Origin of the sequence: Curtobacterium sp. MCLR17_054 (assembly GCF_003234335.2) — a bacterium.
Taxonomy (GTDB): Bacteria; Actinomycetota; Actinomycetes; order Actinomycetales; family Microbacteriaceae; genus Curtobacterium; species Curtobacterium flaccumfaciens.
This window is the reverse complement of record NZ_CP126263.1, coordinates 1,996,925-2,022,121: the sequence shown is the minus strand read 5'-3', so window position 1 is coordinate 2,022,121 and position 25,197 is coordinate 1,996,925. Positions and strand designations below refer to the sequence as shown.

The window sequence follows — 25,197 nt, the reverse complement described above, 5'->3', positions numbered from 1 at the left end:
GACCTCGGGTACCTGGTTGTTCCGGGCGTCCCTGGTGTGATTTTCCGACCCGGTATGCCCGTTCCCGCCAGGTAAGCCCGAACTCGCCAGGTACGCCCGATGTCGCACGGCACGCCCGATCCCGCACGGTGAAGCTCGGGTACCTGGTCGTTCCGGGCGTTCCTGGTGTGTTGATCCGACCAGGTACGCCCGATCTCGGCAGGTATGCCCGATCCCGCACGGTGAAGCTCGGGTACCTGGTGGTTCCGGGCGTACCTGGTCTGTTGCTCCGACCAGGTACGCCCGGTCTCGCCGGTACGCCCGATCTCGCCAGGTACGCCCGATCTCGCCAGGTACACCCGATCCCGCCCGCCCACGCGCCACCCGCCCGCCACCCACCCGCCACGCGGCCGCACCGACCCCCGGCGGACTGTCGGTCCCGACCCCGTAAGATCGAGCACATGGCTTCGACGACCGCGCGCGGGCGAGCGAAGCGGCAGGGGCGCCAGAAGACCGACGCCGAAGGCCGCATGTCGCTCGGGCAGCACCTCATCGAGCTGCGCAACCGTCTCTTCCGCGCAGTCGTGGCGATCGTCGTCGGTGCGATCGGCGGCTGGTTCCTCACCCCGTGGGTGCTCGACGCGCTCCGGGCACCGGTGACCGAGCTCGCCAAGGTCGGTGGGCACACGGCCGAGCTGAACTTCCCGATGATCACCGGGGCGTTCGACCTCAAGCTGCAGATCGCGATCACCATCGGCGTCGTCATCGCGAGCCCGGTCTGGCTGTACCAGATCTGGGCGTTCATCGTGCCCGCGCTCGTCCGGCGTGAGCGGCAGTACGTCTGGGGCTTCCTCGGCACCGCGATCCCGCTGTTCTTCGCCGGGTGCTACTTCGGGTGGTACATCCTGCCGCACGTGGTCGGCATCCTCGGCAGCTTCGTGTCGAGCCAGGACACCTCGATCGTCGATGCGAAGGCGTACTACGACTTCGTCATCAAGCTCATCGTCGCGGTGGGCATCGCGTTCGTGCTGCCGGTCTTCATCGTGCTGCTGAACTTCGTCGGGGTGCTGTCGGCCTCCGCGATCATCAAGAGCTGGCGCGTCGCGATCCTCTGCATCCTGGTCTTCTGCGCCATCGTCACCCCGAGTGCCGACGTCATCTCCATGTTCCTGCTGGCCATCCCGATGACCGTGCTCTACATCGCGGCCTGCTTCATCGCGTGGATCCACGACCGCCGTCTGGCCAAGCGCCAGGCGAAGCTCGACGAGGAGTACGACCTGTGAGTGGCACGAGTGCGGCCGAGCGGTTCGCCGCGGCCAAGGTGCGCAACCGGTCGCGCAACCTCGAGCTCTTCCGGACGGACCTGCGGTTCGACCTCGACCCGTTCCAGTTCGCCGCCTGCGACTCGCTCGACCAGGGCCGCAGCGTCCTGGTCGCCGCCCCGACCGGAGCCGGCAAGACGATCGTGGCCGAGTTCGCCATCTGGCTCGCCATGCGCCAGCCGACGGCGAAGGTCTTCTACACGACGCCGATGAAGGCACTGAGCAACCAGAAGTACGCCGAGCTCGTCGACGTCTACGGCGAGTCCGAGGTCGGGCTGCTCACCGGGGACACGAACGTGAACCCCCGCGCCCGCGTCGTCGTGATGACGACCGAAGTGCTCCGGAACATGATCTACGCCGACTCGGACCTGCTCGACGACCTCGCCTGGGTGGTCCTCGACGAGGTGCACTACCTCGCCGACCGGTTCCGCGGTGCCGTGTGGGAAGAGGTCATCCTGCACCTCCCGACCGAGGTCCGCCTGGTCTCGCTCAGCGCCACGGTGTCCAACGCCGAGGAGTTCGGCGACTGGCTGCAGACCGTCCGTGGCGACACCGACGTCATCGTCTCCGAAGACCGTCCGGTGCCGCTGGAGCAGCACGTCCTGGTCGGTTCGAAGATGGTCGACCTGTTCGACTCGAGCGGTGCCGCGGCGACGAACCGCGTGAACCCGGAACTGCTCCGCATGGTCGGCGGCGGTTCCCGCAGCGAGCGGAACGGCGGCGGCCACCGCGGCCGGCGCGGTCGTGGTGGCTACCCCGAGCGTCGCGGGCCCCGCACCGAGAAGGTGCACCGCGAGCAGATCGCGCACATGCTCGACGAGCGGATGCTCCTGCCCGCCATCTTCTTCGTGTTCAGCCGCAACGGCTGCGACCAGGGCGTCCGCAACGTCCTGCGCTCGGGCCTGTCCCTGACGACGGTGCAGGAGCGCAACGAGATCCGCGAGACGGCGGAGTACCACTGCCGCACCCTGCTCGACGAAGACCTGGCCGTCCTCGGCTACTGGGAGTGGCTCGAGGGGCTCGAGCGAGGAGTCGCGGCGCACCACGCCGGCCTGCTCCCCGCCTTCAAGGAGGTCGTCGAGAACCTCTTCCAGCGCAAGCTCCTGAAGGTCGTGTTCGCCACCGAGACCCTGGCGCTCGGCGTGAACATGCCGGCGCGCACCGTCGTGCTCGAGAAGCTCGAGAAGTTCAACGGCGAAGCCCGTGTGCCGATCACCCCGGGGGAGTACACGCAGCTCACCGGCCGTGCCGGTCGTCGTGGCATCGACGTCGAGGGGCACTCGGTCATCCAGTGGACCGACGGACTCGACCCGCAGGCCGTCGCGTCGCTGGCCAGCCGCCGCACGTACCCGCTCAACTCGTCGTTCAAGCCGACCTACAACATGGCCGTCAACCTGATCGACCAGTTCGGCCGGCAGCGCACGCGCGAGGTCCTCGAGACGTCGTTCGCCCAGTTCCAGGCCGACCGGTCGGTGGTCGACCTCGCCCGCAAGGTCCGCTCGCAGCAGGAGTCGCTCGACGGCTACCGCGAGGCGATGCAGTGCCACCTCGGCGACTTCACCGAGTACTCGGCACTCCGCCGTGAGCTCTCCGACCTCGAGCGCACGAACGTGCCCGGCGGTCGCGAGGCGTCGCACGGCGCCCGCCAGGAACGACAGGCCGCGATCACGGCGGTCCGCCGCCAGCTGCAGCGCCACCCCTGCCACGCCTGCCCGGAACGCGAGGCGCACGCCCGCTGGTCCGAGCGCTGGTGGAAGCTCAAGCGCGCCAACGACAAGCTCGTCCAGCAGATCCGGTCCCGCACGGGCGCCGTCGCCACGACGTTCGACCGTGTCACCGAGGTCTTGCTCGAGCTCGGCTACCTGGTGGACGCCGGCAACGGCGAAGCCACGGTGGCAGCGGGCGGCCGTCGCCTGCAGCGCATCTACGGCGACCGCGACCTGCTGGTCGCCGAGTGCCTCGAGGCGGGGGTCTGGAAGGACCTCACCCCGGCACAGCTCGCCGCCATGGCCGCGACGATCATCTACCAGCCCCGCCGCGAGGACGCGCCCGGCACCGAGCATGCCCTGCCCCGCGGTGCGTTCCGCCCCGCGCTCGACGAGACACTGACGATCTGGTCGCGCCTCGACGACATCGAGCGTGCAGCGCGCCTGGCCGGTTCGCAGCCGCCGACCCCGGCGATGGCCGTCGGCATGTTCCGCTGGGCCTCGGGTTCCGCCCTCGACGACGTCCTCCGCACCCTCGACCTGCCGGCCGGTGACTTCGTGCGCTGGTCGAAGCAGGTCATCGACCTGCTCGACCAGATCCGGAACGCCGGCGACGACGAACTCGCCCAGACCGCCCGACGGGCGACGGACGCGGTTCGCCGCGGCATCGTCGCCTACGCGGCGGTCTGACAGGAGGCCCGGTGCCGGTTCCGGAGACCAGTGTGCGCGGGCTGCCCGCGCGCGTCGGCCGCGGGGCGGTCGCGACCGGCCCGTTCGCCGCGTTGCCGCTGGGCACCGCGGTGCCGTTGGCCGTCATCGGCGGGATCCTCTTCGCCCTCGCGTTCCCGTCGCCCGGGTGGTGGTTCCTCGCCTACCCGGCACTCGCCTGCATGCTGCTCGCGGTGATGGGACAGCGGGCGCGGCGTGCGGCGTGGATCGGCTACCTCGCCGGCGCGGCGTTCTGGATCCCGGCGATCTCGTGGGCCGGTCGCTACCTGGGCCCGGTCCCGTGGTTCGCACTCGCCCTGCTCGAAGCCGCGTTCTTCGCGCTCGGCAGCGTCGCCATCGCCCTGGCGTACCGCTGGGTCGCCCGTGTGGTGCCCTCGACCGCCGGACGCGTGTGGGGCCTCCCGGCCGTCGTCGCCGCACTCTGGACCGGACGCGAGTGGTTCTCGGGGAGCTGGCCGTACGGCGGTTTCGCCTGGGGACGCGTCGGCCTGTCGCAGTCGCAGGGGCCGTTCACGCACCTGGCCGCGTACGTCGGCGTCCTCGGGCTGACGTTCATCGTCGTGTACTGCGTCGCGGTCGTGGTGTCGCTCGCGCTCGTGGCACCCCGCGTGCCGGGCGTGACGCTCCGGCTGCCCGTGCGGGTGGCGACGGCGGGTCTGCTCGTCGCGGCGGTCCTGGCCGTGCCGGCGTGGCCGACGGCGACGAGCGGCACGATCCGGGTCGAGGCGGTGCAGGGCAACGGTCCCGCAGGGTACTTCGACCGTGCGGAGCCCGGCGACGTCCTGGCGGCGCAGGTCGCTGCGACGGACGTGGACGCGAAGGGTGTGGACCTCGTCGTCTGGCCCGAGGCCGGTGCGGAGTACGACCCGCGCCAGCAGCCGGTCATCGCGTCCGCCCTCGACTCGGTGGTCGACTCGCTCGACGCCCCGATCGTCGCGGGTGCCATCACGCAGACCCCGTCGGGGGTGCTGCACAACACGTCGTTCGTGTGGACCGCCGACGGCTGGCAGTCGTCCTACGACAAGAAGCGTCCGGTGCCGTTCGGCGAGTACGTGCCCGACCGCTGGTTCTTCTCCAAGCTCGCACCGTCGCTGATCGGTCTGCTGCAGCGCGACTACACGCCGGGGACGAAGCCGAACGTGCTCTCCGTCGCGGGCATCCGTGCCGGCATCTCGATCTGCTTCGACATCGTCGACGACGGTCTGACCGCCGACATGGTGCGCGGGGGAGCGCAGGTGATCCTCGCGCAGACGAACAACGCCGACTTCTCGGGCACCGACGAGAACCTGCAGCAGCTCGAGATCGCGCGGATGCGGGCCATCGAGACCGGTCGGTCGCTGGTGAACATCTCGACCGTCGGAGCGTCGCAGGTCATCGACCCGAGCGGCCGCACGATCGACCGGGTGCCGGAGTACACCGCGACGTCGATGGTGACCGACGTGCCGCTCGGCACGTCCACCACCCCCGCGTCGATCCTGTCCGGCTCGATCACGCTCATGCTCTCCCTCGGGGGGCTCCTCGTGCTCCTCGCCTGCGCGCCCTGGGGTCGTCGCACCCGCTCCTGATCGGGCACGCCGCGCCCAGCCACTGGGAACGGACTGTGAATGCGCCGGTACGGGATTGATGGGGCGTGGGACAGTGTTGTGGAGGGCAGACGAGCGAGAGGAGCACACACATGGCTGATCGGAGTCTCCGCGGCATGCGGCTCGGGAGTCAGAGTCTCCAGAGCGAAGAGGGCGTCGAGCTCTCAGATCGCAAGCGCGCGGTCTACCAGACGGATTCGGGTGAGACGTTCGACATCGTCTTCTCGGCCGATGCGGACGTCCCCCAGACCTGGTCGGAGCCGCGCTCCGGTCGCGAGGGCCGCCTGCTCGGCGACGACGGGATCCCCGTCGAGGTCGCCGAAGAGGACGTGAAGGCACCCCGTACCCACTGGGACATGCTGCTCGAGCGCCGCTCGCGCGAGGAACTCGAGGAGCTCCTCGAAGAGCGCCTGCAGGTCCTCCGCGCACGACGCGGCGCCTGACACCACCGAACACACGACGACGCCCGCCCCGGTTCCCCGGGGCGGGCGTCGTCGTTCGTTGGTGCGGGACCGTCAGCGCCGGCCGGAGCCGTCGCTGGTCCGGTGACCGGACGCGTCGTCGCCCGGCGTGGCCGGAGTGTCCGCGACCTGTTCGGCGGTCGCGTCGTCGGCCGCCGCGAGGTGCGCATCGACACTGCGGTTCGACTCCGCCAGGCGCGCGTCGAGGTCGGACTCGGGGACGATGTCCGCGGCGGTGGCGTCTGCACGCGGCATCGTGGTGTCCGCGGCTGCGGTGTTCGCCAGGCTCTCGTTCGCGAGCTTCGAGATGCGGGACAGGAAGTCCGTGCCACCGGCACCGCCGGCGACCGGACCGGCGCCGCCACCGCGGCTGGCGCTGAAGCCCTTCGCGATGCCGGACAGGGCCTCGGTGAACTCGCTCGGGATCATCCAGAGCTTGTTCGACGTGCCCTCGGCGATCTTCGGCAGGGTCTGCAGGTACTGGTAGGACAGCAGCTTCTCGTCCGGGTCACCGGTGTGGATGGCCTCGAACACGGTCGCGATGGCCTGGGCTTCACCCTCGGCACGGAGCACCTGTGCCTTGGCGTCACCCTCGGCGGCCAGGATCGCTGCCTGTCGCTGCCCCTCGGCCTCGAGGATCTGGGACTGCTTGGTTCCCTCGGCCTGGAGGATCGCGGCACGTCGGCTGCGCTCGGCACGGAGCTGCTGCTCCATGGCGTCCTGGATGGACACGGGCGGCTCGATCGCCTTGAGCTCGACTCGGCCGACGCGGATGCCCCACTTGCCCGTGGCTTCGTCGAGGACGACGCGGAGCTGGCCGTTGATGTTGTCGCGGCTGGTCAGGGCCTCTTCGAGGTTCAGGCCACCGACGACGTTGCGGAGCGTGGTGGTGGTGAGCTGCTCGACGGCGCCGAGGTAGTTCGCGATCTCGTACGTCGCGGCACGGGCGTCGGTCACCTGGAAGTAGACGACGGTGTCGATCGAGACCACCAGGTTGTCCTCGGTGATCACGGGCTGCGGCGGGAACGAGACGACCTGCTCACGCATGTCGAGCAGCGGCCGCAGGCGGTCGATGAACGGCACCAGGAGGTTCAGGCCCGGGTTGAGGGTCTTGTGGTACTTGCCGAGTCGCTCGACGATCCCCGCGGTGGCCTGGGGAACGATCCGGATCGCCTTCGCCAGGACGACGATCACGAAGATGACGACGACGAGGATGAGCACGATCAGTGCGATCGTCCCCGGGGAGATGCTGGTCACGAGGTGGCCCTTTCTGCGAGGCGCACGACCGCGGTCGACCCCTCGATCGACTCGACGACCACGGGGGTCCCGAGTGGCGGTGTGCGGTCGACGGAGTCCGCGGCGAATCGCGCACTCCAGGTCTCGCCGTTGGCCAGGCGCACCTGACCGGGACTGGAGGAGGTGAAGGCGACCGCGACCGTGCCGGCGAGCCCGATGAGCCCCTCGACGTTGGTGCGGTGCGGGTCGGCACCGCGGCCGAGCGCGACGAGCAGTCGCGGTCGGACGAGCGACAGCAGCACGAGGGCGGCCACCGCGGCGACGATGGCGGACAGCCACCACGGGGCGCCGAGCAGTGCGGCGATCAACCCGCCGGCGGCACCCGCCGCGAGCATGATGAAGATGAAGTCGAGGGTGAAGATCTCGACCACGCCCAGGAGCAACACCAGGCCGATCCAGACGGTGCTCTGGATCCAATCGATTCCGTTCACGCGATCTCCCTCCCTCGGTCGCGCGCGGCGGCTCGCTGCGTCGCGACAGCCGGTACAACTCCGTTCAACATATCAGGGCCGTCCGACGGTCGTGCAGGCGATTGGTAGGCTCGGTGCGCCCGACCGGCCGGAACCAGACCTGGAGAACACGACTGTGAGCAACCCCCTCGCCCCCGGATCCCTCACCGACAAGCGCGCCGTCGTCACCGGTTCGTCCCGTGGCATCGGCGCCGACACCGTCGGGTACCTCGCCGAGGCCGGGGCGAAGGTCGTCGTGAACTACCGCAACAAGGCCAAGCGCGCGGAGCAGATCGCCGAGAAGATCGTCGAGGCCGGCGGCTCCGCCCTGGCCGTCGGCGCCGACCTGACCGAGCACGACTCCGTGCAGACCCTCGTCGACACCGTCGTCCAGGAGTGGGGCGGCATCGACCTGCTCGTGCTCAACGCGTCGGGGGGCATGGAGTCCGGCGTCGGCGAGGACTACGCGCTCCGCCTGAACCGCGACGCCCAGGTCGACATGCTGCAGACCGCCGTGCCGCACATGCCCGCCGGCTCCCGCGTGGTGTTCGTCACGAGCCACCAGGCGCACTTCGTCGAGACCGCCGAGACGATGGACGAGTACGTCCCGGTCGCCAAGAGCAAGCGTGCCGGAGAACTCGCCCTCCGTGAGCTCATCCCGCAGCTCGAGGCCGCCGGCATCGAGTTCGTCGTCGTCTCCGGCGACATGATCGAGGGCACGATCACCGCGACGCTGCTGAACCGCCTGAACCCCGGCGCGATCGAGGGTCGTCGGCAGGAGGTCGGCAAGCTCTACAGCGTGTCCGAGTTCGCGGCCGAGATCGCCCTGGCCGCCGTCGAGCCGATCCCCGCCGACCACACCAAGCTGGTCGGCGACGTCAGCGGCTTCGTCGGCTAACGTCGGGCGGGTGACCGCCAAGCCCGGCCTGCGCCGCACCTCCCGCATCCTGCTGCTCGACCCAGAGGGCCGCGTGTTCCTGATGGACACGAATTCGCCCTCGTCGGACGGCGCCCACCGCTGGATCACGCCGGGTGGTGGGGTCGACCCGGGGGAGACCCACCGCGACGCCGCGATCCGCGAGCTGCGCGAGGAGACCGGGATCGTCATCGACGAACCCGGCGAGCCGGTGTGGTCCTGGGACTTCACGGTCGAGTGGGACCTCGCCGACCACGACCGCGGGCACGCCGAGTTCTACGTCGTCCGCACGCCCGGCTTCGAGCTGTCCGACGCCGAGTGGACCGACGACGAGCGCGTCGACATCCTCGCCTCGCGGTGGTGGACCGCCGACGAGCTCGAGGCGACCGACGAGGAGTTCGAACCCGCCGAGTTGCCGGACCTGGCGCGCCGTCACGGCGCCTGAGCACCGCACCACGGCCTGACGGCCGACCCAGGACCGGACGGGAGGCCCGTGGCGGGCCCGCCACGGGCCTCCCGTCGGTACGCTGACCCGCATGCACACCGATCCGGTCGACGACGACCCCACCGGCGCCGACGCGCACCCTGCCGACCGGCACGGCCGGATCCGGGTGCGCGGTGCCCGCGCGAACAACCTGCGCGACGTCGACGTGGACCTACCGAAGCGGCGGCTCACGGTGTTCACCGGGGTCTCCGGCTCGGGCAAGAGCTCGCTCGTGTTCGGCACCGTCGCCGCCGAGTCGCAGCGGATGATCAACGAGACCTACAGCGCGTTCGTGCAGGGGTTCATGCCCTCGCTCGCGCGTCCCGACGTCGACCTGCTCGACGGCCTGACCACCGCGATCGTCGTCGACCAGGAGCGCATCGGCGCCGACCCTCGCTCCACCGTCGGCACCGCCACGGACGCGAACGCGATGCTGCGCGTGCTGTTCAGCCGACTCGGTCAGCCGCACATCGGGGGGCCGAACGCGTTCTCGTTCAACCTCGCCACCGTGACGGCCGGGGGAGCGATCACGGTGCAGAAGGGTGCGGACGCGAAGGCCCAGAAGGTCTCGTTCACGCGGCTCGGCGGTATGTGCGCGGACTGCGAGGGCCGGGGGCTGGTGAACGACATCGACCTGACGCAGCTGTTCGACGACACGAAGTCGCTCGGGGACGGCGCGCTCACGATCCCCGGGTACGGGACCGACGGGTGGAACGTGCGGCTGTACGCCGAGTCGGGCTACTTCGACCGGGACACCCCGATCCGCGACTTCACGGAGCAGGAGCGGCAGGACTTCCTGTACCGCGAACCGACGAAGCAGAAGATCGCCGGCATCAACATGACCTACGAGGGGCTCGTGCACCGGGTCCGCCGATCGTTCCTGCAGAAGGACCGCGAGGCGATGCAGCCGCACATCCGGGCGTTCGTCGACCGTGCGGTGACCTTCACGACGTGTCCGGCCTGCGACGGGACCCGGTTGAACGACACCGCCCGCTCGTCGAAGATCGCTGGCCGCAGCATCGCCGACGTCTGCGCGATGCAGATCACCGACGCCGTCGCCTGGCTGCGGGGTCTGGACGACCCGGGGGTCGGGCCGTTGCTCGAGGGGCTCCGCGACCTGCTCGAGTCCTTCGTCGAGATCGGACTCGGCTACCTGTCGCTCGACCGCCCGACCGGCACGCTGTCCGGGGGAGAGGGGCAGCGCGTGAAGATGGTGAAGCACCTCGGCTCCTCGCTCAGTGACGTCACGTACGTCTTCGACGAGCCGAGCACGGGGCTGCACCCGCACGACATCGAGCGGATGAATGAGCTGCTCGTCCGGCTGCGCGACAAGGGCAACACCGTCCTGGTCGTCGAGCACAAGCCCGAGGTCATCGCGATCGCCGACCACGTCGTCGACCTCGGACCCGGTGCCGGTTCCGGCGGTGGGACGCTCTGCTACCAGGGGTCCGTCGACGGGCTGCGTGCCAGCGGGACCGTGACCGGTCAGCACCTGGACGACCGCGTCACCGTGAAGTCCGAGGTCCGTCGTCCGGACGGGGCGATCGAGATCCGCGGCGCTTCGGCCCACAACCTGCACGACGTCGACGTGGACGTCCCCACCGGGGTGCTCACCGTCGTCACGGGGGTCGCCGGCTCGGGCAAGAGCACGCTCATCCACGGGTCGCTGGCCCGGCGCGACGACGTGGTCGCCATCGACCAGAGCGGGATCCGTGGCTCACGGCGGAGCAACCCGGCGACGTACACCGGTCTGCTCGAGCCGATCCGCAAGGCCTTCGCGAAGGCCAACGGCGTCAAGCCCGCACTGTTCAGCGCCAACTCGGAGGGCGCCTGCCCGGCGTGCAACGGTACCGGTGTCGTGTACACCGACCTCGGCATGATGGCGGGCGTCGCGAGCCCCTGTGTCGAGTGCGACGGCAAGCGGTTCGACCAGTCCGTGCTCGGGTACCACCTGGGCGGGAAGGACATCAGCGAGGTCCTCGGCATGTCCGTCGCCGACGCGCTGGCGTTCTTCGCGGCGGGGGAGTCCGCACTGCCGGCGGCCCACACGATCCTCGCCCGGCTCGCAGACGTGGGGCTCGGCTACCTGACGATCGGACAGCCGCTCACCACGTTGTCCGGGGGAGAGCGGCAGCGGCTCAAGCTCGCGACGCACCTCGGTGACCGGGGTGGCGTGGTGGTGCTCGACGAGCCGACCGCGGGCCTGCACCTGGCCGACGTCGAGCAGCTGCTCGGCCTGCTCGACCGGCTCGTCGACGCCGGCCGGACGGTCGTCGTGATCGAGCACCACCAGGCCGTGATGGCGCACGCCGACTGGATCATCGACCTCGGGCCGGGCGCCGGGCACGACGGTGGACGGATCGTGTTCGAGGGGACGCCCGCTGCACTCGTGGCGGCGCGGTCGACGCTGACCGGGCAGCACCTGGCGGCGTACGTCGGAGCCTGAGTCGGGGGACAGGCTCGGACGGCGAATCTGGGCGCCAGCCGTGTGTGAGGACTACCGTTCTGACTGACGCTCACAATCGGCTGCCCGGCCTGGATCGGCGTCCTGACCAGAAGGAGCTCCACCATGTCCAACCCCGGCAACGCGCCCGCGCAGTCGAACACCTTCGCCATCGTCTCCCTGGTGCTCGGCATCATCGGGACCGTCGTGGGTCTGTTCGTGCCGATCGTCGGTGTCATCGGCGGCATCGTCGGTCTCGTGCTCGGCATCTCGGCGCGCAAGCGTGGCGGCAGCCGCGGGATGATCACGGCGGGCGTCATCCTGTCGATCGTCGCCATCGCCATCGGTGTGATCGGTTTCATCATCAACGCGGTGGCGCTCTCGAACATGTGAGTGGTGCGCTTCGCATCGTGAGCAGCAATGGTCGAGCCCAGCGGATGGACTCGACCATTGCTGCTCACCAGGCGTCTCGGGTGCCGAGCTTGCGGCTGTTCAGGAACGCGGGCGTACCGTCCGGCGCATGAGCTACAGCCAGCCTGACCCAGCCGAAGAGACCACCCAGAGCGAGTCGCCGGAACAGCCCGACACCGACCAGGACACCCTGGAGGAACAGGGCGGCGAGCCTGCAGCGCTCGAGATCGACGCTGACGACGTCCCGACGAAGCCCGCCGACTGACGCCGTCGTCATCCAGTGAGCAGAAGAGGTCGAGTCCGTACAGCGGACTCGACCTTTTCTGCTCACGAAGCATCTCCGCCGGAGCGCCGATAATGCATATTATGTCAACTCAGGCTTATGTCACTCAGGCGTTCCTGCCCTGCCCGCTCGGCTGACGGGACGCTCGACATCGCTTCCCTACCGTGGAGGCGTGCGCGATCACCGAGATGACCAACGCCGCTCACGAACCGTGACACCCCGGGTCCTGTTCGCCGTCGCCCTGTCCGCGTTCCTCGTGCTGATCGGCACGCCACCTGCATCGGCGCACGCAGCACTGACCTCGAGTGATCCGGCGGACGGCGCCACCGTGGCTGCCGACCTTGAGCGAGTGACACTCAGCTTCAGCGAGGCGCCGCTTGCCGGGCTCGAAGCCGGTCTGCGCATCGAGGTCCGGGACGACGGCGGGACCGACGAGTCCTCCGGAGCGGTGGACGTCGACGGCACCTCGATGTCCAAGGCGGTGTCGCTCTCCCCCGGCCCGCACACCCTCGTCTGGCGGTACGTCTCCCCTGACGGCCACCCGATCGAGGGGCAGCTCGCGTTCTCGGTGGAACCGGCCGCATCTCCGACCGTTCCACCCACGACGACGAGCCCGACGGCCGCGCCCACATCATCCTCGGAACCGTCGGCAGCGGCAGCGGCAGCGGGAGCCGCACCGAACACGGGTGCCGGAACGCACGCGCACGGCCACGGCGGCCCGGCACTCCTGGTCGGGGTCGTCGGGATCCTGGCAGTGCTCGTCATCGGCGCGGTCGTGCTCCGCATCCGCCGGGCCGCGGACGCGCGGACCGAGGGCTGACGGGACGCCCGAGCCTCAGAACACCGCGACGGTCATGCCCGACGAGGTCGCAGGGCGGTCCATCGCGACGAGCGCCTCGGGCAGATCGTCGAAGCCGATCGTGCGGCCGATCGTCTCTTCCGGACGCAGCCGCCCGGCCACGATGGCGTCGAGCATCGCGCCGTACTCCCCGACCGCTGCCCCGTGGCTGCCGAGCAGTTCGAGTTCGTCCGCGATGACCCGGCCCATCGGGATCGCCGGAGCGGCTTCGTCGTCAAGCAGCAGCCCCACCTGCACGTGCCGACCGCGCGGACGCAGGGACGCCACGGCGGCGACCGAGGTGGCACGGCTGCCGTAGGCGTCGAGCGAGACGTGTGCTCCGCCGCCCGTGCGGGACCGGACCGTGGTGACGACATCGGCGTCCATCAGCACGGTGTCGGCGCCGAGGGCGGCTGCGCGTTCGAGTGCGGCCGTGGAGACGTCGACGGCGACGACGTACGCGCCGGCGGCCACGGCGACCATGACCGCGGAGAGCCCGACTCCCCCGCAGCCGTAGACCACGACCCACTCCCCTGCGGCGACGCGCCCTCGGGCGTGCAGGGCGTGGAACGCGGTGCCGAATCGGCAGCCGAGCGCCGCCGCCACCGCGAAGTCCACGGCATCGGGCAGCGCGACGAGATTCAGGTCGGCGTGCGGGACGACCAGGGAGTCCGTGTACGAGCCCTGCAGGTCGAACCCGGGCTGCTGCTGGGCGGTGCACACCTGGGTCGCGCCGTCGAGGCATTCGGCGCAGGTCCCGCAGGCGAACACGAACGGTGCCGTGACCCGGTCGCCGACGGCGAAACGCTGGACGCCCGCCCCGATCGCCGCGACGACACCGGCGAACTCGTGGCCGGGCACGTGCGGCAGCCGGACCGAGTCGTCGTGGCCCTTCCACGCGTGCCAGTCGCTGCGACAGACACCGGTAGCAGCCACCCGCACGACGACACCGTGGTCCGGGGCCACGGGCTCCGGCAGGTCGACGATCGAGGGGACGGAACCGAACTGGGCGTACTGGACGGCGCGCATGCCGCCATCCTGACAGACGGGAGGTCGCAAGACGACGGAGCCCCGACCCCTGGGGTCAGGACTCCGTCGCATCGCCGTGCTGCAAGTGATGGATCAGCGCTGCCGCCGCTGGTTCCGGTTCGTTCCGAGCATCGCGGCGCCGAGCGCCAGCAGGAGGAACGCGACGCCGAGGACGAGTGGCGCTCCCGACGTGCCCGTGAAGGCGAGTTCCCCGACACCCGCGCGCGCACCGGGCGGCGGTGTGACAGGCGGAACGGTCGTCGCCCCGGAGCCGGGGACCGCGCCGGCGCCGGGGACCGCGCCGGCGCCGGGGACCGCGCCGGCGCCGGGAACCGTGCCGGGGTCAGGATCGGGGTCAGGCCCGGGTTCCGGCTCGGGGTGCGACGGCGAGTCGTCGACCAGCAGCCCCGCATCGACCGTGCGGTCGCGGGTGATCGATTCCTTCGCGCCTTCGTCGGAGCGTTCCCATGCGAGCGAGACCGCGGGTGTCTCGCCGTCCTGGCCGGCGTCCGAGTCGATGGTGCCGTCGGTTCCGACGTGCTCCTTCGTGAACCGACGGCCGTCCGGAGCCGTGAACGTCACGACGTAGGCACCCGGGCGGAGTCCGTCGAAGGAGTACTCCCCATCGGGTCCCGAAGTGGTCGCGCGTACGACATCGGCACCACGATCGTCGACGCCGGACAGCTGGACCGGTACGCCGTCGATGCCCGGCTCGTCGGAACCCTGGAGACCGTCACCGTCGCTGTCCGTCCACACCCGGTCTCCGATGCTGCCGGCGACGACCCGCACGGTGGCGCGGTTCGACAGCGCGGCGAGTTCGAGGTTCGAGGCGCGGAGCCCGAAGCGGTTCGTGTAGGTGTCGCCGTCCCGCTGCCCGTGGGTCTGCACCACGACGTGGTGTCGGACCGACTGGCCCGGGGCGACCTCGCCGGTCCGTTCGATCCGCACGGCGGTGACGTCGGCGAGTTCCGCGGACCCGCACGCGGCGTCGCCGAGGTCCGCCGCCGCGCACCAGAGCGTGCTGCCGCCCGGTTGGTTGGACGGTGCAGAGCCGTCGAGCGAGATGGAGGCCGGATCGCTCGTGGTGTAGCGCACGGTCTCACCGGCGCCGGGTGCGACGTCGACGCGGTCTGCCAGCGAGACCGTCCCGTGGAAGGCGGAGCCCTGAGGGTCGCCTCGGTGCGGCAGGACGTCGATGACGTCGAGCCCGCTGATGCTCCGGGCGTCGCGGTTCGTGTAGAGCAGGTCCCATTCGAGCTGGTCTCCCGTCGCGACGACCGGTTCGGTGGCGACCTTCTCGACACCGACACCGACCGCGGCGACGACCTGCACCGCTCGTTGGGTGTCGCGGCGGAACGCTTCGGAGCGGTCCGTCGGCGACGCGATGGTCGCGTAGTTCTGCACCGGTCCGGCTGGCGCGAGACTCGACACCTGCAGTTCGTAGGTGATCGGCGGGATCTTCGTGTTCGGCTGCAGGCCGTCGAGTGTCCACGTGAGGCGCTGGCGGAGGTTGCCGGCGTTGTCCGTGATCGTGTCGATCTCGGCCGGACGGGACGCACTCTCCGCGATGTAGTCGGTGTGCATCGGCAGCACGTCGCGGACCGTCACCGTGGTCGGTTGACCACCGGAGTGGCCGTTGGTGAGTGTCGGGTAGAGGGCGTACTCGAGAGTGCTCCCGGACCCGACGAAGCTCGTCTTGTCCGGTGTGTCCTCCGCGGTCGTGCCCGGGTCGACGATCTTCTTGCTGATGCGTGCCAGGTTCTCCGTGATCACGACGCTGTCGGCCATGGCTCCGGCGCCGTTCTCCGGCCGAGCCGTGTCGTGGGTCCAGACGTCGGTGTGTTCGCCGAGCAGGGCGTGCCCGAAGTCGTACGCGCGGGTCCCCGAGGGTGCGGCGGACACTGCGACGTACGTGTGCAGCACCGCTCTCGCCCCACCGTCGACGTCGCCGAGCGCGCGCACGGCGCCGACCGCGGCGCGACCGCCCGGAACGTCGTCCGGGCTGGTGAACCACGGTCCGTCGTCATCGTCGCACGTGTGTCCCTGGCCGGACGCGGGGCTCGTCATGTCGTAGGCCGCGTACTCGATCCGCGGTCTGCTCAACCCGCTGGTCCACGCCGTCGCCCCCGGGGTGCCCGCGCGCGTGAGGCGCTGGGTCTCGCGATCGAAGGTGTCGCAGAGGATCGTGCCGGTGTAACGGCTGTACCCGTCGTTGAGGACGGTGACGTCGCTCCGCAGGACCTGCCCTTGCGTCACCCACGGATCGCCGGCGCGGGCGGAACCCTCGACGGTGGTGCCGGCGCCGTCGATGACGCGCCAGAGTCGCTTGCCGGCAGTGCCGGACCCGAGACCCACCAGGTTGCGCGACGTGGTGTTGTCGGCGAGGGGCTCCTCGCTGCCGGGGTAGTTCTGTGCGCCACTCGCCGAGGTGGTCCGCAGGGCCGAGTACCGATTGGTCGACAGGACAGAGCCCGGCGGGTAGGGCAGCCAGAGGCTCAGGTAGCCCGAGACGAAGTACGCCCTGGTGCCACCCGTGACCGGGCCACCGCTGAGCGACTGGGTGGGGATGCGGTCCGGATCGGTGACGGTGTCCGTGATCGTCACGTCGATGTCCGCGCCGGGCGAGGACTGCGCGCAGACGATGGTCCCCGAGTCGACCACGCTGCGCGGCCCGCCACCCCGTCCGCCCGGCAGGCCGTCGAAGCGCCAGGCGTTCGTCGCGTTCACGCCACAGGCAGGCGCGGTCCCGTTCCACAGCACGGCGGTCGACGGCAGGTCGCCGAGGATCTCGGACACGTCGTCGGTGAAGGTCATCGGGCCGGCGCTCGCTTCGAACCCGAGCAGGCCCTGTCCGGCGACGACGGGCTCCCAGTTGACCGCGATCGGGTAGACGAGACGGAGGCCTCGATCGCCGTCGGGACCGATGACGTCGGGGGTGAGCGACGAACCGACGACGTCCTTGCTGAGGTTGTAGCGCGCAGCTGCCGAGACCGTCACGGTCGGTGCGAGCGCCGTCACGACGCCGTTGTCAGCGTTGTCCGCGGTGGCTTCGACCGTGACGTCGATGTCGTCGCCGTGCCGCATGGTGCCGGAGACGTCGAGCACGACGGGGACCTCGACGAGGTTGCCTTCCGTCAGGTCACCGACCGAGCAGGTGAGCCGCTGCCCGTCGATGCGCGACGCGGCCCCGGTGCACGGCTTGGGCAGGCCCGCCCAGGTCGTGCCGGCCGGAGCGGTCGCGACGAACCGCTGGTCGACGCTGTCGCCGTCGTTCACGCTCATCTCGACGCTGTACGTGATCGCGTCGAGTGTCCGCACGATGCCGTTCGTTCCGCTCGAGTCGCCTCCGGGTCGGTCGTCCGGGCTGAACGGACCGTTCCCGTCCTTGGCGACCTTCGCAGCGAGACCGACCGTCCCTGCTGGGCGGGCGGTCGACCGCGGAGCGTCCGTCGCGGCCGTGCCGACCGCTCCCCCGGCTGGGGTCGCACCCGCTGGGGCGACGGCGGCGAGTGGGAGCGTCATCGACAACGCCGTGGCGACGACTGCTCGGATCGGGATGCGTGTTCGCATGGGACTCCTCGTGCGGGCGGATGCGGGTGCACCCACTGCCCAGGAGTGTAGGAATCCATCTGGAATGCTGCAATGAATATGTCGTATTCGTTCTTGCGGGCTTCGCGGACGCATCGAGGAACGGTCCACCGGATCCGGATCGGACGTCGACCCTCCGCCGCGTCTCCGGTTGACTGAGGCGATGACCGATCTGCGCTTCTCCGCCGACCCCGAAGACCTCGACGTCGACCGCGTGCACCGCTGGCTGAGCGAGGAGTCGTACTGGGCCCGCGGCCGTGACCGGGCGACACAGGAGGCGATCATCGCCGGCTCCCGGAACTTCGGCGTGTACGACGCGACGACCGGGGCGCAGCTCGGCTACGCGCGCGTGATCACCGACGGCGTGACGTTCGGCTGGCTCGCCGACGTGTTCGTGGACCCCGACGCCCGGGGCCGCGGCGTCGGGGTCGCACTCGTGCGCGGCGTGACCGAGGCGGTCGAGCCGCTCGGCCTGAAGCGCTTCGCCCTGTTCACCGCGGATGCCCACGGGCTGTACGAGCGGTTCGGGTTCCGCCCGCTGCCCGACCCGGACGGCTGGATGATGCGTCCCGGGCCGGGGTTCGGCGCCGACGTGCACGACTGAGGGGGCGCGGGCGCACACGGAGCGCTGCCACTCAGTACTCGATGCGGCCCTCGCGGTTGTGGAACTCCCCCGTCGGCCCGTCGGTTCCGATCGTCGCGAGCATGACCGTGGCGTCGGTGCCCTCGGTGATCGTCTGGTGTCCGCCGAACCCGTTGAACTCCGTCGCGGTGTAGCCCGGGTCGCTCGCGTTCACCCGGAACCCGGGCAGGTTCTTCGCGTACTGCACGGTCAACGCGATCACGGCCGCCTTCGACGCCGCGTACGGCACCGCCGGCACCCCGTACTCGTCGTGCCCCGGCGTCGTCAGCCAGCGCGGGAACCCCACCCCCGACGAGACGTTCACGATGACGGGTGCCGCCGAACGTCGCAGCAGGGGCAGCGCGGCCTGGGTCACCCGGACGATGCCGGTGACGTTGGTGTCGAGCACGGTCGCCATGGCGCTCGCGTCGAGGTCGTCGACCCCGAACGAGGTGCCGAGGATCCCGGCGTTGTTCACGAGGACGTCGAGCTCGGGGATGGTCGCGATCGCCGCGTCGATGCTGGCCTGGTCGGTGACGTCCAGCTGCACGACGTGGGCGCCGAGTGCGCGGGCGTCGTCGCCGCTGGCCGGGTCGCGCATGCCTGCGTACACGGTGTGGCCGGCTTCGAGCAGTCGGCGTGCGGTCTCGAGTCCGAGGCTGCGGTTGGCCCCGGTGATGAGTGTCGTTGTCATGCGCCCAGCCTGCCCCCGCCGGCCCGGCTTCCCCAGGCACGGTGCGACGGTGGGACCGGCAGTACCAGGACGGACTGGAGGCGCGGGGCGATGATGGTGGGCATGAGCGAGTTCGCGAACGTGTTGCGTTCCTGGCGTGACCGGGTGCGTCCCGAGGCGGTCGGCCTGCCGGCCGGCCCCGGCAGACGGACCCCGGGCCTCCGCCGCGAGGAGCTCGCCGCGCTGGCGGGCGTGAGCGTCGACTACGTCGTCCGCCTCGAGCAGGGCCGGGCGACGAACCCGTCGCCGCAGCTGCTCGGCGCCCTCGCGACGGCGCTCCGGCTGTCGTCCGAGGAGCGGGACCACCTGTGCCGGGTGGCCGGTGTCGCCCCGCCGTCGCGTCAGGTGGTGCCGCGGCACATCACGCCCGGCGTGCAGCGGCTGGTGGACCGGCTCGGCGACGTCCCGCTCGCGGTGTTCACGGCGACCCACGACATCGTGCTCTGGAACGAGCTGTGGGCCGCGGTGAACGGCGACCCCTCGCGGTACGTCGGGCTCGATCGCAACCTGGTCTGGCGGCACTTCATGCAGGAGCGCGACGGGGTGGACTGGGACGACGAGCACCAGGAGGAGTTCTCGAGCGACCTCGCGGCCGACCTGCGGCAGGCGTACGGGCGCTACCCGGCGGACCGTGACCTGTCGGACCTGGTCGAACGGCTGCTGCGGGAGTCCCCCGAGTTCGCCCGGCGATGGGAGACCGGCCGGATCGCCGAGCACCGTGCGAGCCGCAAGGTCGTGCACACGCCCGTCGGGCCGGTGGAGATCGACTGCGACGTGCTGAGCGTCCCCGGCGGTGACCTGCGGATCGTCGTCTACACGGTCGTCCCGGGCTCCGAGGACGCCGCGAAGCTCGACCTGCTCCGGGTCACCGGCCTGCAGGAGCTCACGCCGCGGTGAACACCAGCGACGCGTTCTGACCGCCGAACCCGAACGAGTTGTTCAACGCCGCACGGAGCGGCGCGGTCCGGGCTGTGCCGGAGACGACGTCGAGGTCCACCGCGGGGTCGAGCCGGTCGAGGTTCAGGGTCGGTGGAACGATCCCGGTCTCGAGCGTCCGCAGGGTCAGGATCCCCTCGACCGCGCCGGCAGCGCCGAACATGTGCCCGATCGCGCTCTTCGGAGCGGTGACCAGCGCGCCCGTCCCCACCGCACGGCTGATGGCGGCCGCCTCGCCGACGTCGCCGACCGGGGTACCGGTCGCGTGCGCGTTCACGTGGTCGACGTCGGCACCGGTGAGGCCCGCCATCCGGATCGCGGCGCGCATCGCCCGCTCCTGCTCGCTGCCGTCCGCGAGCGGTGCGGTGATGTGGTGCGCGTCCGAGGTGATCCCCCACCCGGCGAGCGTGCCGTGCGACCGCTGCCCTCGGGCGGCGGCATGGTCGGCACGCTCGAGCACGACGATGCCGGCGCCCTCGCCGAGGACGAAGCCGCGGCGGTCGGCGTCGAACGGCCGGGACAGGGTCGTCGGGTCGTCGCCGTCGGGCTTCGCGAGGGCCTGCGACTGGGCGAACGACGCCATCGTCACCGGGGTGACGGCGGCCTCGGTCCCGCCGGTGATGACGACGTCGGCCTCACCGGTGGCGATGAGTCGCGCGGCGGTGGCGATGGCCTCCGCACCGGAGGCGCATGCCGAAACCGTCGTGTAAGCGCCGCCCCGCGCCCCGAACGCGATGCTGATCTGCGCGGCGGCACCGTTCGCCATGAGCATCGGCACCGTGCGCGGTGAGACCCGCCGGGCACCGGATGCACCGAGCACGTCGTGGGCGTCGAGGAGCGTCTCCACTCCCCCGATCCCGGTGCCGATGACCACGGCGAGGCGGTCGCCCTCCACCGCGGGGGCACCGGCGTCGGCCCAGGCCTCGTCCGCGGCGACGAGCGCCAGCTGCTGACTGCGGTCCAGGCGATTGGCGCGGACCCGCCCGAGCGACCCCTCGGCGTCGAGTGTGGCATCGGCCCCGACCCGGATCGGCACCTGTTCCCAGAGTGCTCCGTCACGGTGCAGGGCTCGGACGCCGGAGCGACCGGCCACCAGGGCGTCCCAGAGCGGCGCGACGCCGTGGCCGAAGGGTGAGACCGCGCCGTAGCCGGTGATGACGATGTCCACGGGAACTCCTCTTGTACGTTGAACAAGTTGAGTTGTACCACGTACAATTCCGACATGGCAACCACGGTGGACGGCTCCGGCACGGCACGCGGCGCGGCGACACGGGCGAGGATCCTCGCCGCGTCGGCCGGACTGCTCAGCGCGGGCGCTCGGAGCGTCACCGTCAGCGAGGTCGCCCGGGCCGCGGGTGTCTACCCGAACCAGATCACGCACCACTACGGCTCGAAGGACCGCCTGGTGCTCGACGCCGCGTTCGCCCTGTTCCTCCGCGACACCACGCGACTGCAGGCGGCCGGCCGTCGTGCCCGCTCGGCGGAGTCGTTCCGGCAGCTCCTCGCGCGCACCGCCCTCGCGATGCCGTCGACCCCGCTCGTGGTCCGCGCGCTCGGGGCCGCCGGGGACGACCCGGCGCAGCGTGAGCGCGTGCGGTTGCTGCTCGCCGTGCTCTTCCGGCAGTCCGAGCGCTACCTGGAGCGCGTCGTCGCCGACCAGGGCTGGACGAGCCCGAGCGGCGTCGCCCGGGACGCCCGCACGTTCTGGAGCGCCGTGTTCGGTGCCACCCTGCTCGCGGACGCCGGGGTCACCGGCGGCCCCTCGGACCTCGACCTTGCGGGGACGATCTCGATCCGTTGACCGGAGCGGGCACCGCCGCCGGGGTCTCCCCCGGCGGCGGTGTCACTCGCCGAAGCCGGACCGGACCAGTTCCACCAGGGCGTCGACCGCGGCCTGCGCGTCCTGCCCGGTCGCGTCGATCGACACCGTCGCACCCTTCGGCAGCGCCAGGGCCATGATCGCCAGCAGGCTCTTCGCGTCCACGCCGTTGACGTGCACGCTCGCGTCGTACTTCGCCGCCGTCTTCACGAACTCCGCGGCGGGCCGGGCGTGCAGCCCGGTCTCGTTCACCAGCTCGACCGACGCGCTGACGCGGTCGGAGCCGGCCGCGTCGTCGACGGGGGCAGTCCCGTCGGCCGGCCCCGTGCCTCCAGGCTGGTCACCGGACGGACGGGAGGCGGTGCTCGAGTCCGCCTCGGAACCCGCGGCCGATGCAGCGGCGGCCAGCACCGCGTCGGCGTCTCCGCCCGTCTGGGCGGCGACCGCAGCGGCCACCGCTCCCTCGACCAACGGGGCCTGCGACACGTGGACGCGTGCGCGGACGTCGTCGTCCAGGAAGTCGAGCGCGGTGTCGGTCGTCAGGTAGGCGGAGCCGAGGTCGCACAGGACCACGACGGCGTCCGCCTGGGCGAGTTCCTCGATGCCGGCGGTGATCGCCTCGAACGAGGTGCCGATGCCGCCGTCGTCCGTGCCGCCCGCGGCGACGAGCGGCACGTCCGCGGCCATCTGCCGTGCGAGCTCGACGGTGCCCGTCGCGATCGCCGCGCTGTGCGAGACGACCAGGATGCCGACGGTCACGCTGCGTCCACCGCTGCGCGCAGGATGTACGCGGTCGACTGCGCACCGGGGTCGCGGTACCCGATCGCGCGGTCGCCGAGGTAGCTCGCGCGGCCCTTGTGGGCGACGAGCGGCTCGGTGTCCGCCGCACCCTGCGCGGCGGCGTCGGCTGCTGCGGTGAGCACGGCCTTCGGGTCGTCGCCGGCACCGGCGGCCGCTGCTGCGGCGTCGACCGCGGGGCTCCACGCGTCGACCATCGTCTTGTCGCCGACCGCGGCCTTGCCGCGGGACACGACACCGTCGCGGGCGGCGGCGAGGACCGCGACGAGGGTGTCCGCGTCGAGTTCGGCCGCGTCACCGGCGGCCTGCGCCGCCTTCAGGTAGGCGGTGCCGAAGAGCGGGCCGGCCGCCCCGCCCACGGTCGAGATGAGCTTCGTCGCGACGGTCTTGAGCACGGCACCCGGGGTGTCGAAGGACCCGGAGTCGACGGCCTCGAGCACGGCCCGGAACCCGCGGTCGAGGTTCTCGCCGTGGTCGCCGTCGCCGATCTCACGGTCGAGCGTGACGAGCTCGGCGCGGTGTTCGTCGATCGTCGCGGCGGTGCGACGGACCCAGTCGATGGCCCATGCGGTGTCGAGCGCCAATGCGGTTCCCTTCGTGTGGCGGGCCCGGTGGGCCCGGTGTCGTGGTCCGGTGGTCGAGCGGCCGTGGTCGGTCGCGGTCGCAGTCGCAGTTGCGGTCGCGGTCGCGGTCGGTCAGCGTCCCCAGCGCAGGGCCGGGGTCTCCACCGGGGCGTCCCAGAGGGCCGTGAGTTCGTCGTCGAGCACCGTGACGGTGAGCGAGAACCCCTGCATCTCGAGGGACGTGACGTAGTCGCCGACCAAACTACGCGTGACCTGGTAACCGCGGTCGGAGAGGACCTCGGCGGCGCGCCGGTAGGCGATGTAGAGCTCGGACAGCGGGGTGCCGCCCATGCCGTTCACCAGGAGCAGCAGCGACGACCCGGCCGGGGCGTCGAGGTCGTTCAGGATCGGTTCGAGCACGCGGTCGACCAGCTCGTCCGCCGGTGCCATCGCGATCCGCTCGCGGCCGGGCTCGCCGTGGATGCCGATGCCGAGCTCGACCTCGTCGTCGGCCAGCACGAACGACGGCTCCCCCGCGTGCGGGACGGTGCCCGATGCCAGTGCGAGCCCCATCGACCGCGTGACGTCGTTGACGTGCCGGGCCACGGCGGCGACCGCGTCCAGGTCGTCCCCGCGCTCGGCGGCGGCGCCGGCGCACTTCTCCACCACGACGGTCCCGGCGACACCGCGACGGCCGGCGGTGAACAGGGAGTCCTGCACCGCGACGTCGTCGTCCACCACGACGGACTCGACGCGGACGTCGTCCATCGCCGCGAGTTCGGCGGCCGTCTCGAAGTTGAGCACGTCGCCGGTGTAGTTCTTCACGATGTGCAGCACGCCCGCACCGCCGTCGACGGCCTTCGTCGCGGCGACGATCGGGTCGGGCGTCGGGCTCGTGAACACCGGGCCGGGCACCGCGGCGTCGAGCATGCCGTACCCGACGAAGCCGGCGTGCAGCGGCTCGTGGCCACTGCCGCCGCCGCTGACGATCCCGACCTTGCCGGCGACGGGTGCGTCAGCGCGGTGCAGGTGGATCGGGTCCTCGACCAGGACGACGTGTCCGGCGTGTGCCCGGGCGAAGCCCCGGACGGTCTCCTCGACCACGGCCTGCGGGTCGTTGATGAGCTTCTTCATGCGGTGCCTCCACGGGTACGGGGTCGAACCGTGGCGGTCACACCGCGCGTCGTCGACCGGAGTGGGCCCAATCTACATCGACGGCACGGGCAGCCGTCCGCTCCCGATGCACGTTCGTGCAGTGCGCCGAGGACGCGTCACCGGCTCGGGAGAGTGCTGGGGACACTCGTCCTGCACGTTCGTGCACGATGCCGCACTTCGCTCACGAATTCATCGCCCGGCCGTGAGCGTCGTCACTATGGTTGGCCTCAATCACTCAACGGGGAGTGCGGCGCAGCACGGCCGGACCCCCACCTCACGCACTGGAGGTCACCGATGGACGACATCGGCGTCAAGTTCCTGTCCGAGCTCGTCGGTACGGCGATGCTCATCATCCTGGGTGGCGGCGTCGTCGCCGCTGTGTCGCTGGCGAAGTCGAAGGGCTTCGGAGCCGGGTTCCTCATGGTCACGATCGGCTGGGGCTTCGCGGTCTTCGCCGGTGTCACCGTGTCCTACAAGTCCGGCGGACAGCTCAACCCCGCGGTCAGCCTCGCGCAGGCGATCCTCGGCAACATCACCGTCGGCGAGATGTTCCTGTTCTGGCTCGCCCAGCTGATCGGCGCGATCATCGGTGCGGTCATCGTCTGGCTCGCCTACAAGCAGCACTTCGACGAGGAGCCCGACGCGGCCGCCAAGCTCGGCGTCTTCTCGACCGGCCCCGCGATCCGGTCGTACGGCTGGAACCTCGTCACGGAGATCATCGGCACCTTCGTGCTGGTCTTCGTCGTCATCGCGTTCACCAACGGGCAGACCCCGTCGCAGCTCGGTGCGATCCCCGTCGCCTTCCTCGTGATCGCGATCGGTGTCAGCCTCGGTGGCCCCACCGGCTACGCCATCAACCCGGCCCGTGACCTCGGCCCCCGCATCGCGCACGCCTTCCTGCCCATCAAGGGCAAGGGCTCGAGCGACTGGGCCTACGCCTGGGTGCCGGTCGTCGGACCGCTGATCGGTGGCGCCCTCGCCGCCGGGCTGTCCTACGCCCTGCTGCCCATCGTCAGCTGACCCACCCCCACCCCGAAGGCGTGGACGGCCGTTC

The 25,197-nt window shown here is 71.1% G+C and carries 23 protein-coding genes; 14 read left to right on the top strand and 9 right to left on the bottom strand.

Annotation, left to right across the window (positions count from 1 at the left end; all coding sequences use genetic code 11):
• Positions 1-509: 509 nt before the first annotated feature.
• The 4 genes from tatC (at position 510) to DEJ08_RS09695 (ending at position 5,762) form a co-directional block, all read left to right on the top strand.
• Positions 510-1,262 carry a twin-arginine translocase subunit TatC gene (gene tatC / locus DEJ08_RS09710; protein ID WP_111054254.1) on the top strand — a complete coding sequence of 251 codons (753 nt, stop codon included), beginning with the start codon at positions 510-512 and terminating at the stop codon, positions 1,260-1,262.
• A complete protein-coding gene (locus DEJ08_RS09705; RefSeq protein WP_071244709.1) occupies positions 1,259-3,697 on the top strand; it encodes a DEAD/DEAH box helicase in 2,439 nt (812 codons plus the stop codon). Before tatC ends, DEJ08_RS09705 begins: the two co-directional genes overlap by 4 nt.
• Positions 3,698-3,708: 11 nt before the next feature.
• Positions 3,709-5,301 carry an apolipoprotein N-acyltransferase gene (gene lnt / locus DEJ08_RS09700; RefSeq protein WP_258367023.1) on the top strand — a complete coding sequence of 531 codons (1,593 nt, stop codon included), beginning with the start codon at positions 3,709-3,711 and terminating at the stop codon, positions 5,299-5,301.
• A gap of 110 nt (positions 5,302-5,411) precedes the next feature.
• A complete protein-coding gene (locus tag DEJ08_RS09695; protein ID WP_027465636.1) occupies positions 5,412-5,762 on the top strand; it encodes an RNA polymerase-binding protein RbpA in 351 nt (116 codons plus the stop codon).
• A 72-nt stretch (positions 5,763-5,834) separates the two neighbouring features.
• Here the strand turns inward: DEJ08_RS09695 and DEJ08_RS09690 are convergent, their stop codons facing one another.
• Both DEJ08_RS09690 and DEJ08_RS09685 read right to left on the bottom strand, forming a co-directional pair.
• Positions 5,835-7,037 (bottom strand): SPFH domain-containing protein, encoded by a 1,203-nt coding sequence (locus DEJ08_RS09690; RefSeq protein ID WP_111054244.1) that lies wholly within the window; start codon positions 7,035-7,037, stop codon positions 5,835-5,837.
• Entirely contained in the window at positions 7,034-7,507 is a 474-nt protein-coding gene (locus DEJ08_RS09685) for an NfeD family protein (protein WP_071244706.1), read from the bottom strand. The genes DEJ08_RS09690 and DEJ08_RS09685 overlap by 4 nt, the downstream gene beginning before the upstream one ends.
• A gap of 154 nt (positions 7,508-7,661) precedes the next feature.
• Between DEJ08_RS09685 and DEJ08_RS09680 the strand changes: the two genes are divergently transcribed.
• The 6 genes from DEJ08_RS09680 (at position 7,662) to DEJ08_RS09655 (ending at position 12,882) form a co-directional block, all read left to right on the top strand.
• Entirely contained in the window at positions 7,662-8,423 is a 762-nt protein-coding gene (locus DEJ08_RS09680) for an SDR family oxidoreductase (RefSeq protein WP_111054243.1), read from the top strand.
• Between the two features lie 10 nt (positions 8,424-8,433).
• Positions 8,434-8,886: an NUDIX hydrolase gene (locus tag DEJ08_RS09675; RefSeq protein ID WP_111054242.1), complete on the top strand. Its 453-nt coding sequence runs from the start codon at positions 8,434-8,436 to the stop codon at positions 8,884-8,886.
• A gap of 91 nt (positions 8,887-8,977) precedes the next feature.
• Positions 8,978-11,371 (top strand): ATP-binding cassette domain-containing protein, encoded by a 2,394-nt coding sequence (locus tag DEJ08_RS09670; RefSeq protein ID WP_220035441.1) that lies wholly within the window; start codon positions 8,978-8,980, stop codon positions 11,369-11,371.
• Between the two features lie 123 nt (positions 11,372-11,494).
• A complete protein-coding gene (locus tag DEJ08_RS09665; protein WP_111054241.1) occupies positions 11,495-11,761 on the top strand; it encodes a DUF4190 domain-containing protein in 267 nt (88 codons plus the stop codon).
• A 127-nt stretch (positions 11,762-11,888) separates the two neighbouring features.
• Complete coding sequence (locus DEJ08_RS09660; RefSeq protein ID WP_163343611.1) at positions 11,889-12,044, top strand: hypothetical protein; 156 nt, start codon at positions 11,889-11,891, stop codon at positions 12,042-12,044.
• Between the two features lie 190 nt (positions 12,045-12,234).
• Positions 12,235-12,882 (top strand): copper resistance CopC family protein, encoded by a 648-nt coding sequence (locus DEJ08_RS09655; protein WP_181438954.1) that lies wholly within the window; start codon positions 12,235-12,237, stop codon positions 12,880-12,882.
• A 15-nt stretch (positions 12,883-12,897) separates the two neighbouring features.
• Here DEJ08_RS09655 and DEJ08_RS09650 read toward each other — a convergent pair whose 3' ends face one another.
• Positions 12,898-13,929 (bottom strand): alcohol dehydrogenase catalytic domain-containing protein, encoded by a 1,032-nt coding sequence (locus tag DEJ08_RS09650; protein ID WP_111054239.1) that lies wholly within the window; start codon positions 13,927-13,929, stop codon positions 12,898-12,900.
• Between the two features lie 93 nt (positions 13,930-14,022).
• Positions 14,023-17,499, bottom strand: coding sequence for an SdrD B-like domain-containing protein (locus DEJ08_RS09645; protein WP_146248463.1), 3,477 nt, complete (start codon positions 17,497-17,499; stop codon positions 14,023-14,025).
• Positions 17,500-17,680: 181 nt separating this feature from the next.
• Here DEJ08_RS09645 and DEJ08_RS09640 point away from each other — a divergent pair, with 181 nt between their 5' ends.
• The gene (locus DEJ08_RS09640) at positions 17,681-18,121 is read left to right on the top strand and encodes a GNAT family N-acetyltransferase (protein WP_111024417.1); all 441 of its coding nucleotides are present in this window, start codon (positions 17,681-17,683) and stop codon (positions 18,119-18,121) included.
• 31 nt (positions 18,122-18,152) lie between these two features.
• On the opposite strand, the gene DEJ08_RS09635 is transcribed toward DEJ08_RS09640, so the two are convergent.
• A complete protein-coding gene (locus DEJ08_RS09635) occupies positions 18,153-18,833 on the bottom strand; it encodes an SDR family NAD(P)-dependent oxidoreductase (protein WP_071403827.1) in 681 nt (226 codons plus the stop codon).
• 102 nt (positions 18,834-18,935) lie between these two features.
• Between DEJ08_RS09635 and DEJ08_RS09630 the strand changes: the two genes are divergently transcribed.
• A complete protein-coding gene (locus tag DEJ08_RS09630; RefSeq protein WP_181438953.1) occupies positions 18,936-19,769 on the top strand; it encodes a helix-turn-helix domain-containing protein in 834 nt (277 codons plus the stop codon).
• On the opposite strand, the gene DEJ08_RS09625 is transcribed toward DEJ08_RS09630, so the two are convergent.
• Positions 19,756-20,976 carry a beta-ketoacyl-[acyl-carrier-protein] synthase family protein gene (locus DEJ08_RS09625; RefSeq protein ID WP_111054236.1) on the bottom strand — a complete coding sequence of 407 codons (1,221 nt, stop codon included), beginning with the start codon at positions 20,974-20,976 and terminating at the stop codon, positions 19,756-19,758. The two genes, DEJ08_RS09630 and DEJ08_RS09625, sit on opposite strands and share 14 nt — an antisense overlap.
• Positions 20,977-21,030: 54 nt before the next feature.
• On the opposite strand from DEJ08_RS09625, the gene DEJ08_RS09620 reads away from it, so the two are divergent.
• The gene (locus tag DEJ08_RS09620) at positions 21,031-21,609 is read left to right on the top strand and encodes a TetR/AcrR family transcriptional regulator C-terminal domain-containing protein (RefSeq protein WP_111054235.1); all 579 of its coding nucleotides are present in this window, start codon (positions 21,031-21,033) and stop codon (positions 21,607-21,609) included.
• A 42-nt stretch (positions 21,610-21,651) separates the two neighbouring features.
• Here DEJ08_RS09620 and dhaM read toward each other — a convergent pair whose 3' ends face one another.
• From dhaM to dhaK, 3 genes are all read right to left on the bottom strand, one after another.
• Complete coding sequence (dhaM, locus tag DEJ08_RS09615) at positions 21,652-22,386, bottom strand: dihydroxyacetone kinase phosphoryl donor subunit DhaM (RefSeq protein WP_111054234.1); 735 nt, start codon at positions 22,384-22,386, stop codon at positions 21,652-21,654.
• Positions 22,383-23,009 carry a dihydroxyacetone kinase subunit DhaL gene (gene dhaL, locus DEJ08_RS09610; RefSeq protein ID WP_111054233.1) on the bottom strand — a complete coding sequence of 209 codons (627 nt, stop codon included), beginning with the start codon at positions 23,007-23,009 and terminating at the stop codon, positions 22,383-22,385. The genes dhaM and dhaL overlap by 4 nt, the downstream gene beginning before the upstream one ends.
• Before the next feature lie 111 nt (positions 23,010-23,120).
• Complete coding sequence (dhaK, locus tag DEJ08_RS09605) at positions 23,121-24,122, bottom strand: dihydroxyacetone kinase subunit DhaK (protein ID WP_111054232.1); 1,002 nt, start codon at positions 24,120-24,122, stop codon at positions 23,121-23,123.
• Positions 24,123-24,437: 315 nt separating this feature from the next.
• Between dhaK and DEJ08_RS09600 the strand changes: the two genes are divergently transcribed.
• Entirely contained in the window at positions 24,438-25,163 is a 726-nt protein-coding gene (locus DEJ08_RS09600; protein ID WP_111054231.1) for an MIP/aquaporin family protein, read from the top strand.
• The last annotated feature ends 34 nt before the right edge of the window (positions 25,164-25,197 follow it).

Bases quoted from the DNA above. Each gene is read 5' to 3' on its own strand.
- tatC (WP_111054254.1), top strand. From the start codon at position 510: ATGTCGCTCGGGCAGCACCTCATCGAGCTGCGCAACCGTCTCTTCCGC.
- DEJ08_RS09695 (WP_027465636.1), top strand. From the start codon at position 5,412: ATGGCTGATCGGAGTCTCCGCGGCATGCGGCTCGGGAGTCAGAGTCTC.
- DEJ08_RS09670 (WP_220035441.1), top strand. From the start codon at position 8,978: ATGCACACCGATCCGGTCGACGACGACCCCACCGGCGCCGACGCGCAC.
- DEJ08_RS09665 (WP_111054241.1), top strand. From the start codon at position 11,495: ATGTCCAACCCCGGCAACGCGCCCGCGCAGTCGAACACCTTCGCCATC.
- DEJ08_RS09660 (WP_163343611.1), top strand. From the start codon at position 11,889: ATGAGCTACAGCCAGCCTGACCCAGCCGAAGAGACCACCCAGAGCGAG.
- DEJ08_RS09650 (WP_111054239.1), bottom strand. From the start codon at position 13,929: ATGCGCGCCGTCCAGTACGCCCAGTTCGGTTCCGTCCCCTCGATCGTC.
- DEJ08_RS09645 (WP_146248463.1), bottom strand. From the start codon at position 17,499: ATGCGAACACGCATCCCGATCCGAGCAGTCGTCGCCACGGCGTTGTCG.
- DEJ08_RS09640 (WP_111024417.1), top strand. From the start codon at position 17,681: ATGACCGATCTGCGCTTCTCCGCCGACCCCGAAGACCTCGACGTCGAC.
- DEJ08_RS09635 (WP_071403827.1), bottom strand. From the start codon at position 18,833: ATGACAACGACACTCATCACCGGGGCCAACCGCAGCCTCGGACTCGAG.
- DEJ08_RS09630 (WP_181438953.1), top strand. From the start codon at position 18,936: ATGAGCGAGTTCGCGAACGTGTTGCGTTCCTGGCGTGACCGGGTGCGT.
- DEJ08_RS09620 (WP_111054235.1), top strand. From the start codon at position 21,031: ATGGCAACCACGGTGGACGGCTCCGGCACGGCACGCGGCGCGGCGACA.
- dhaK (WP_111054232.1), bottom strand. From the start codon at position 24,122: ATGAAGAAGCTCATCAACGACCCGCAGGCCGTGGTCGAGGAGACCGTC.
- DEJ08_RS09600 (WP_111054231.1), top strand. From the start codon at position 24,438: ATGGACGACATCGGCGTCAAGTTCCTGTCCGAGCTCGTCGGTACGGCG.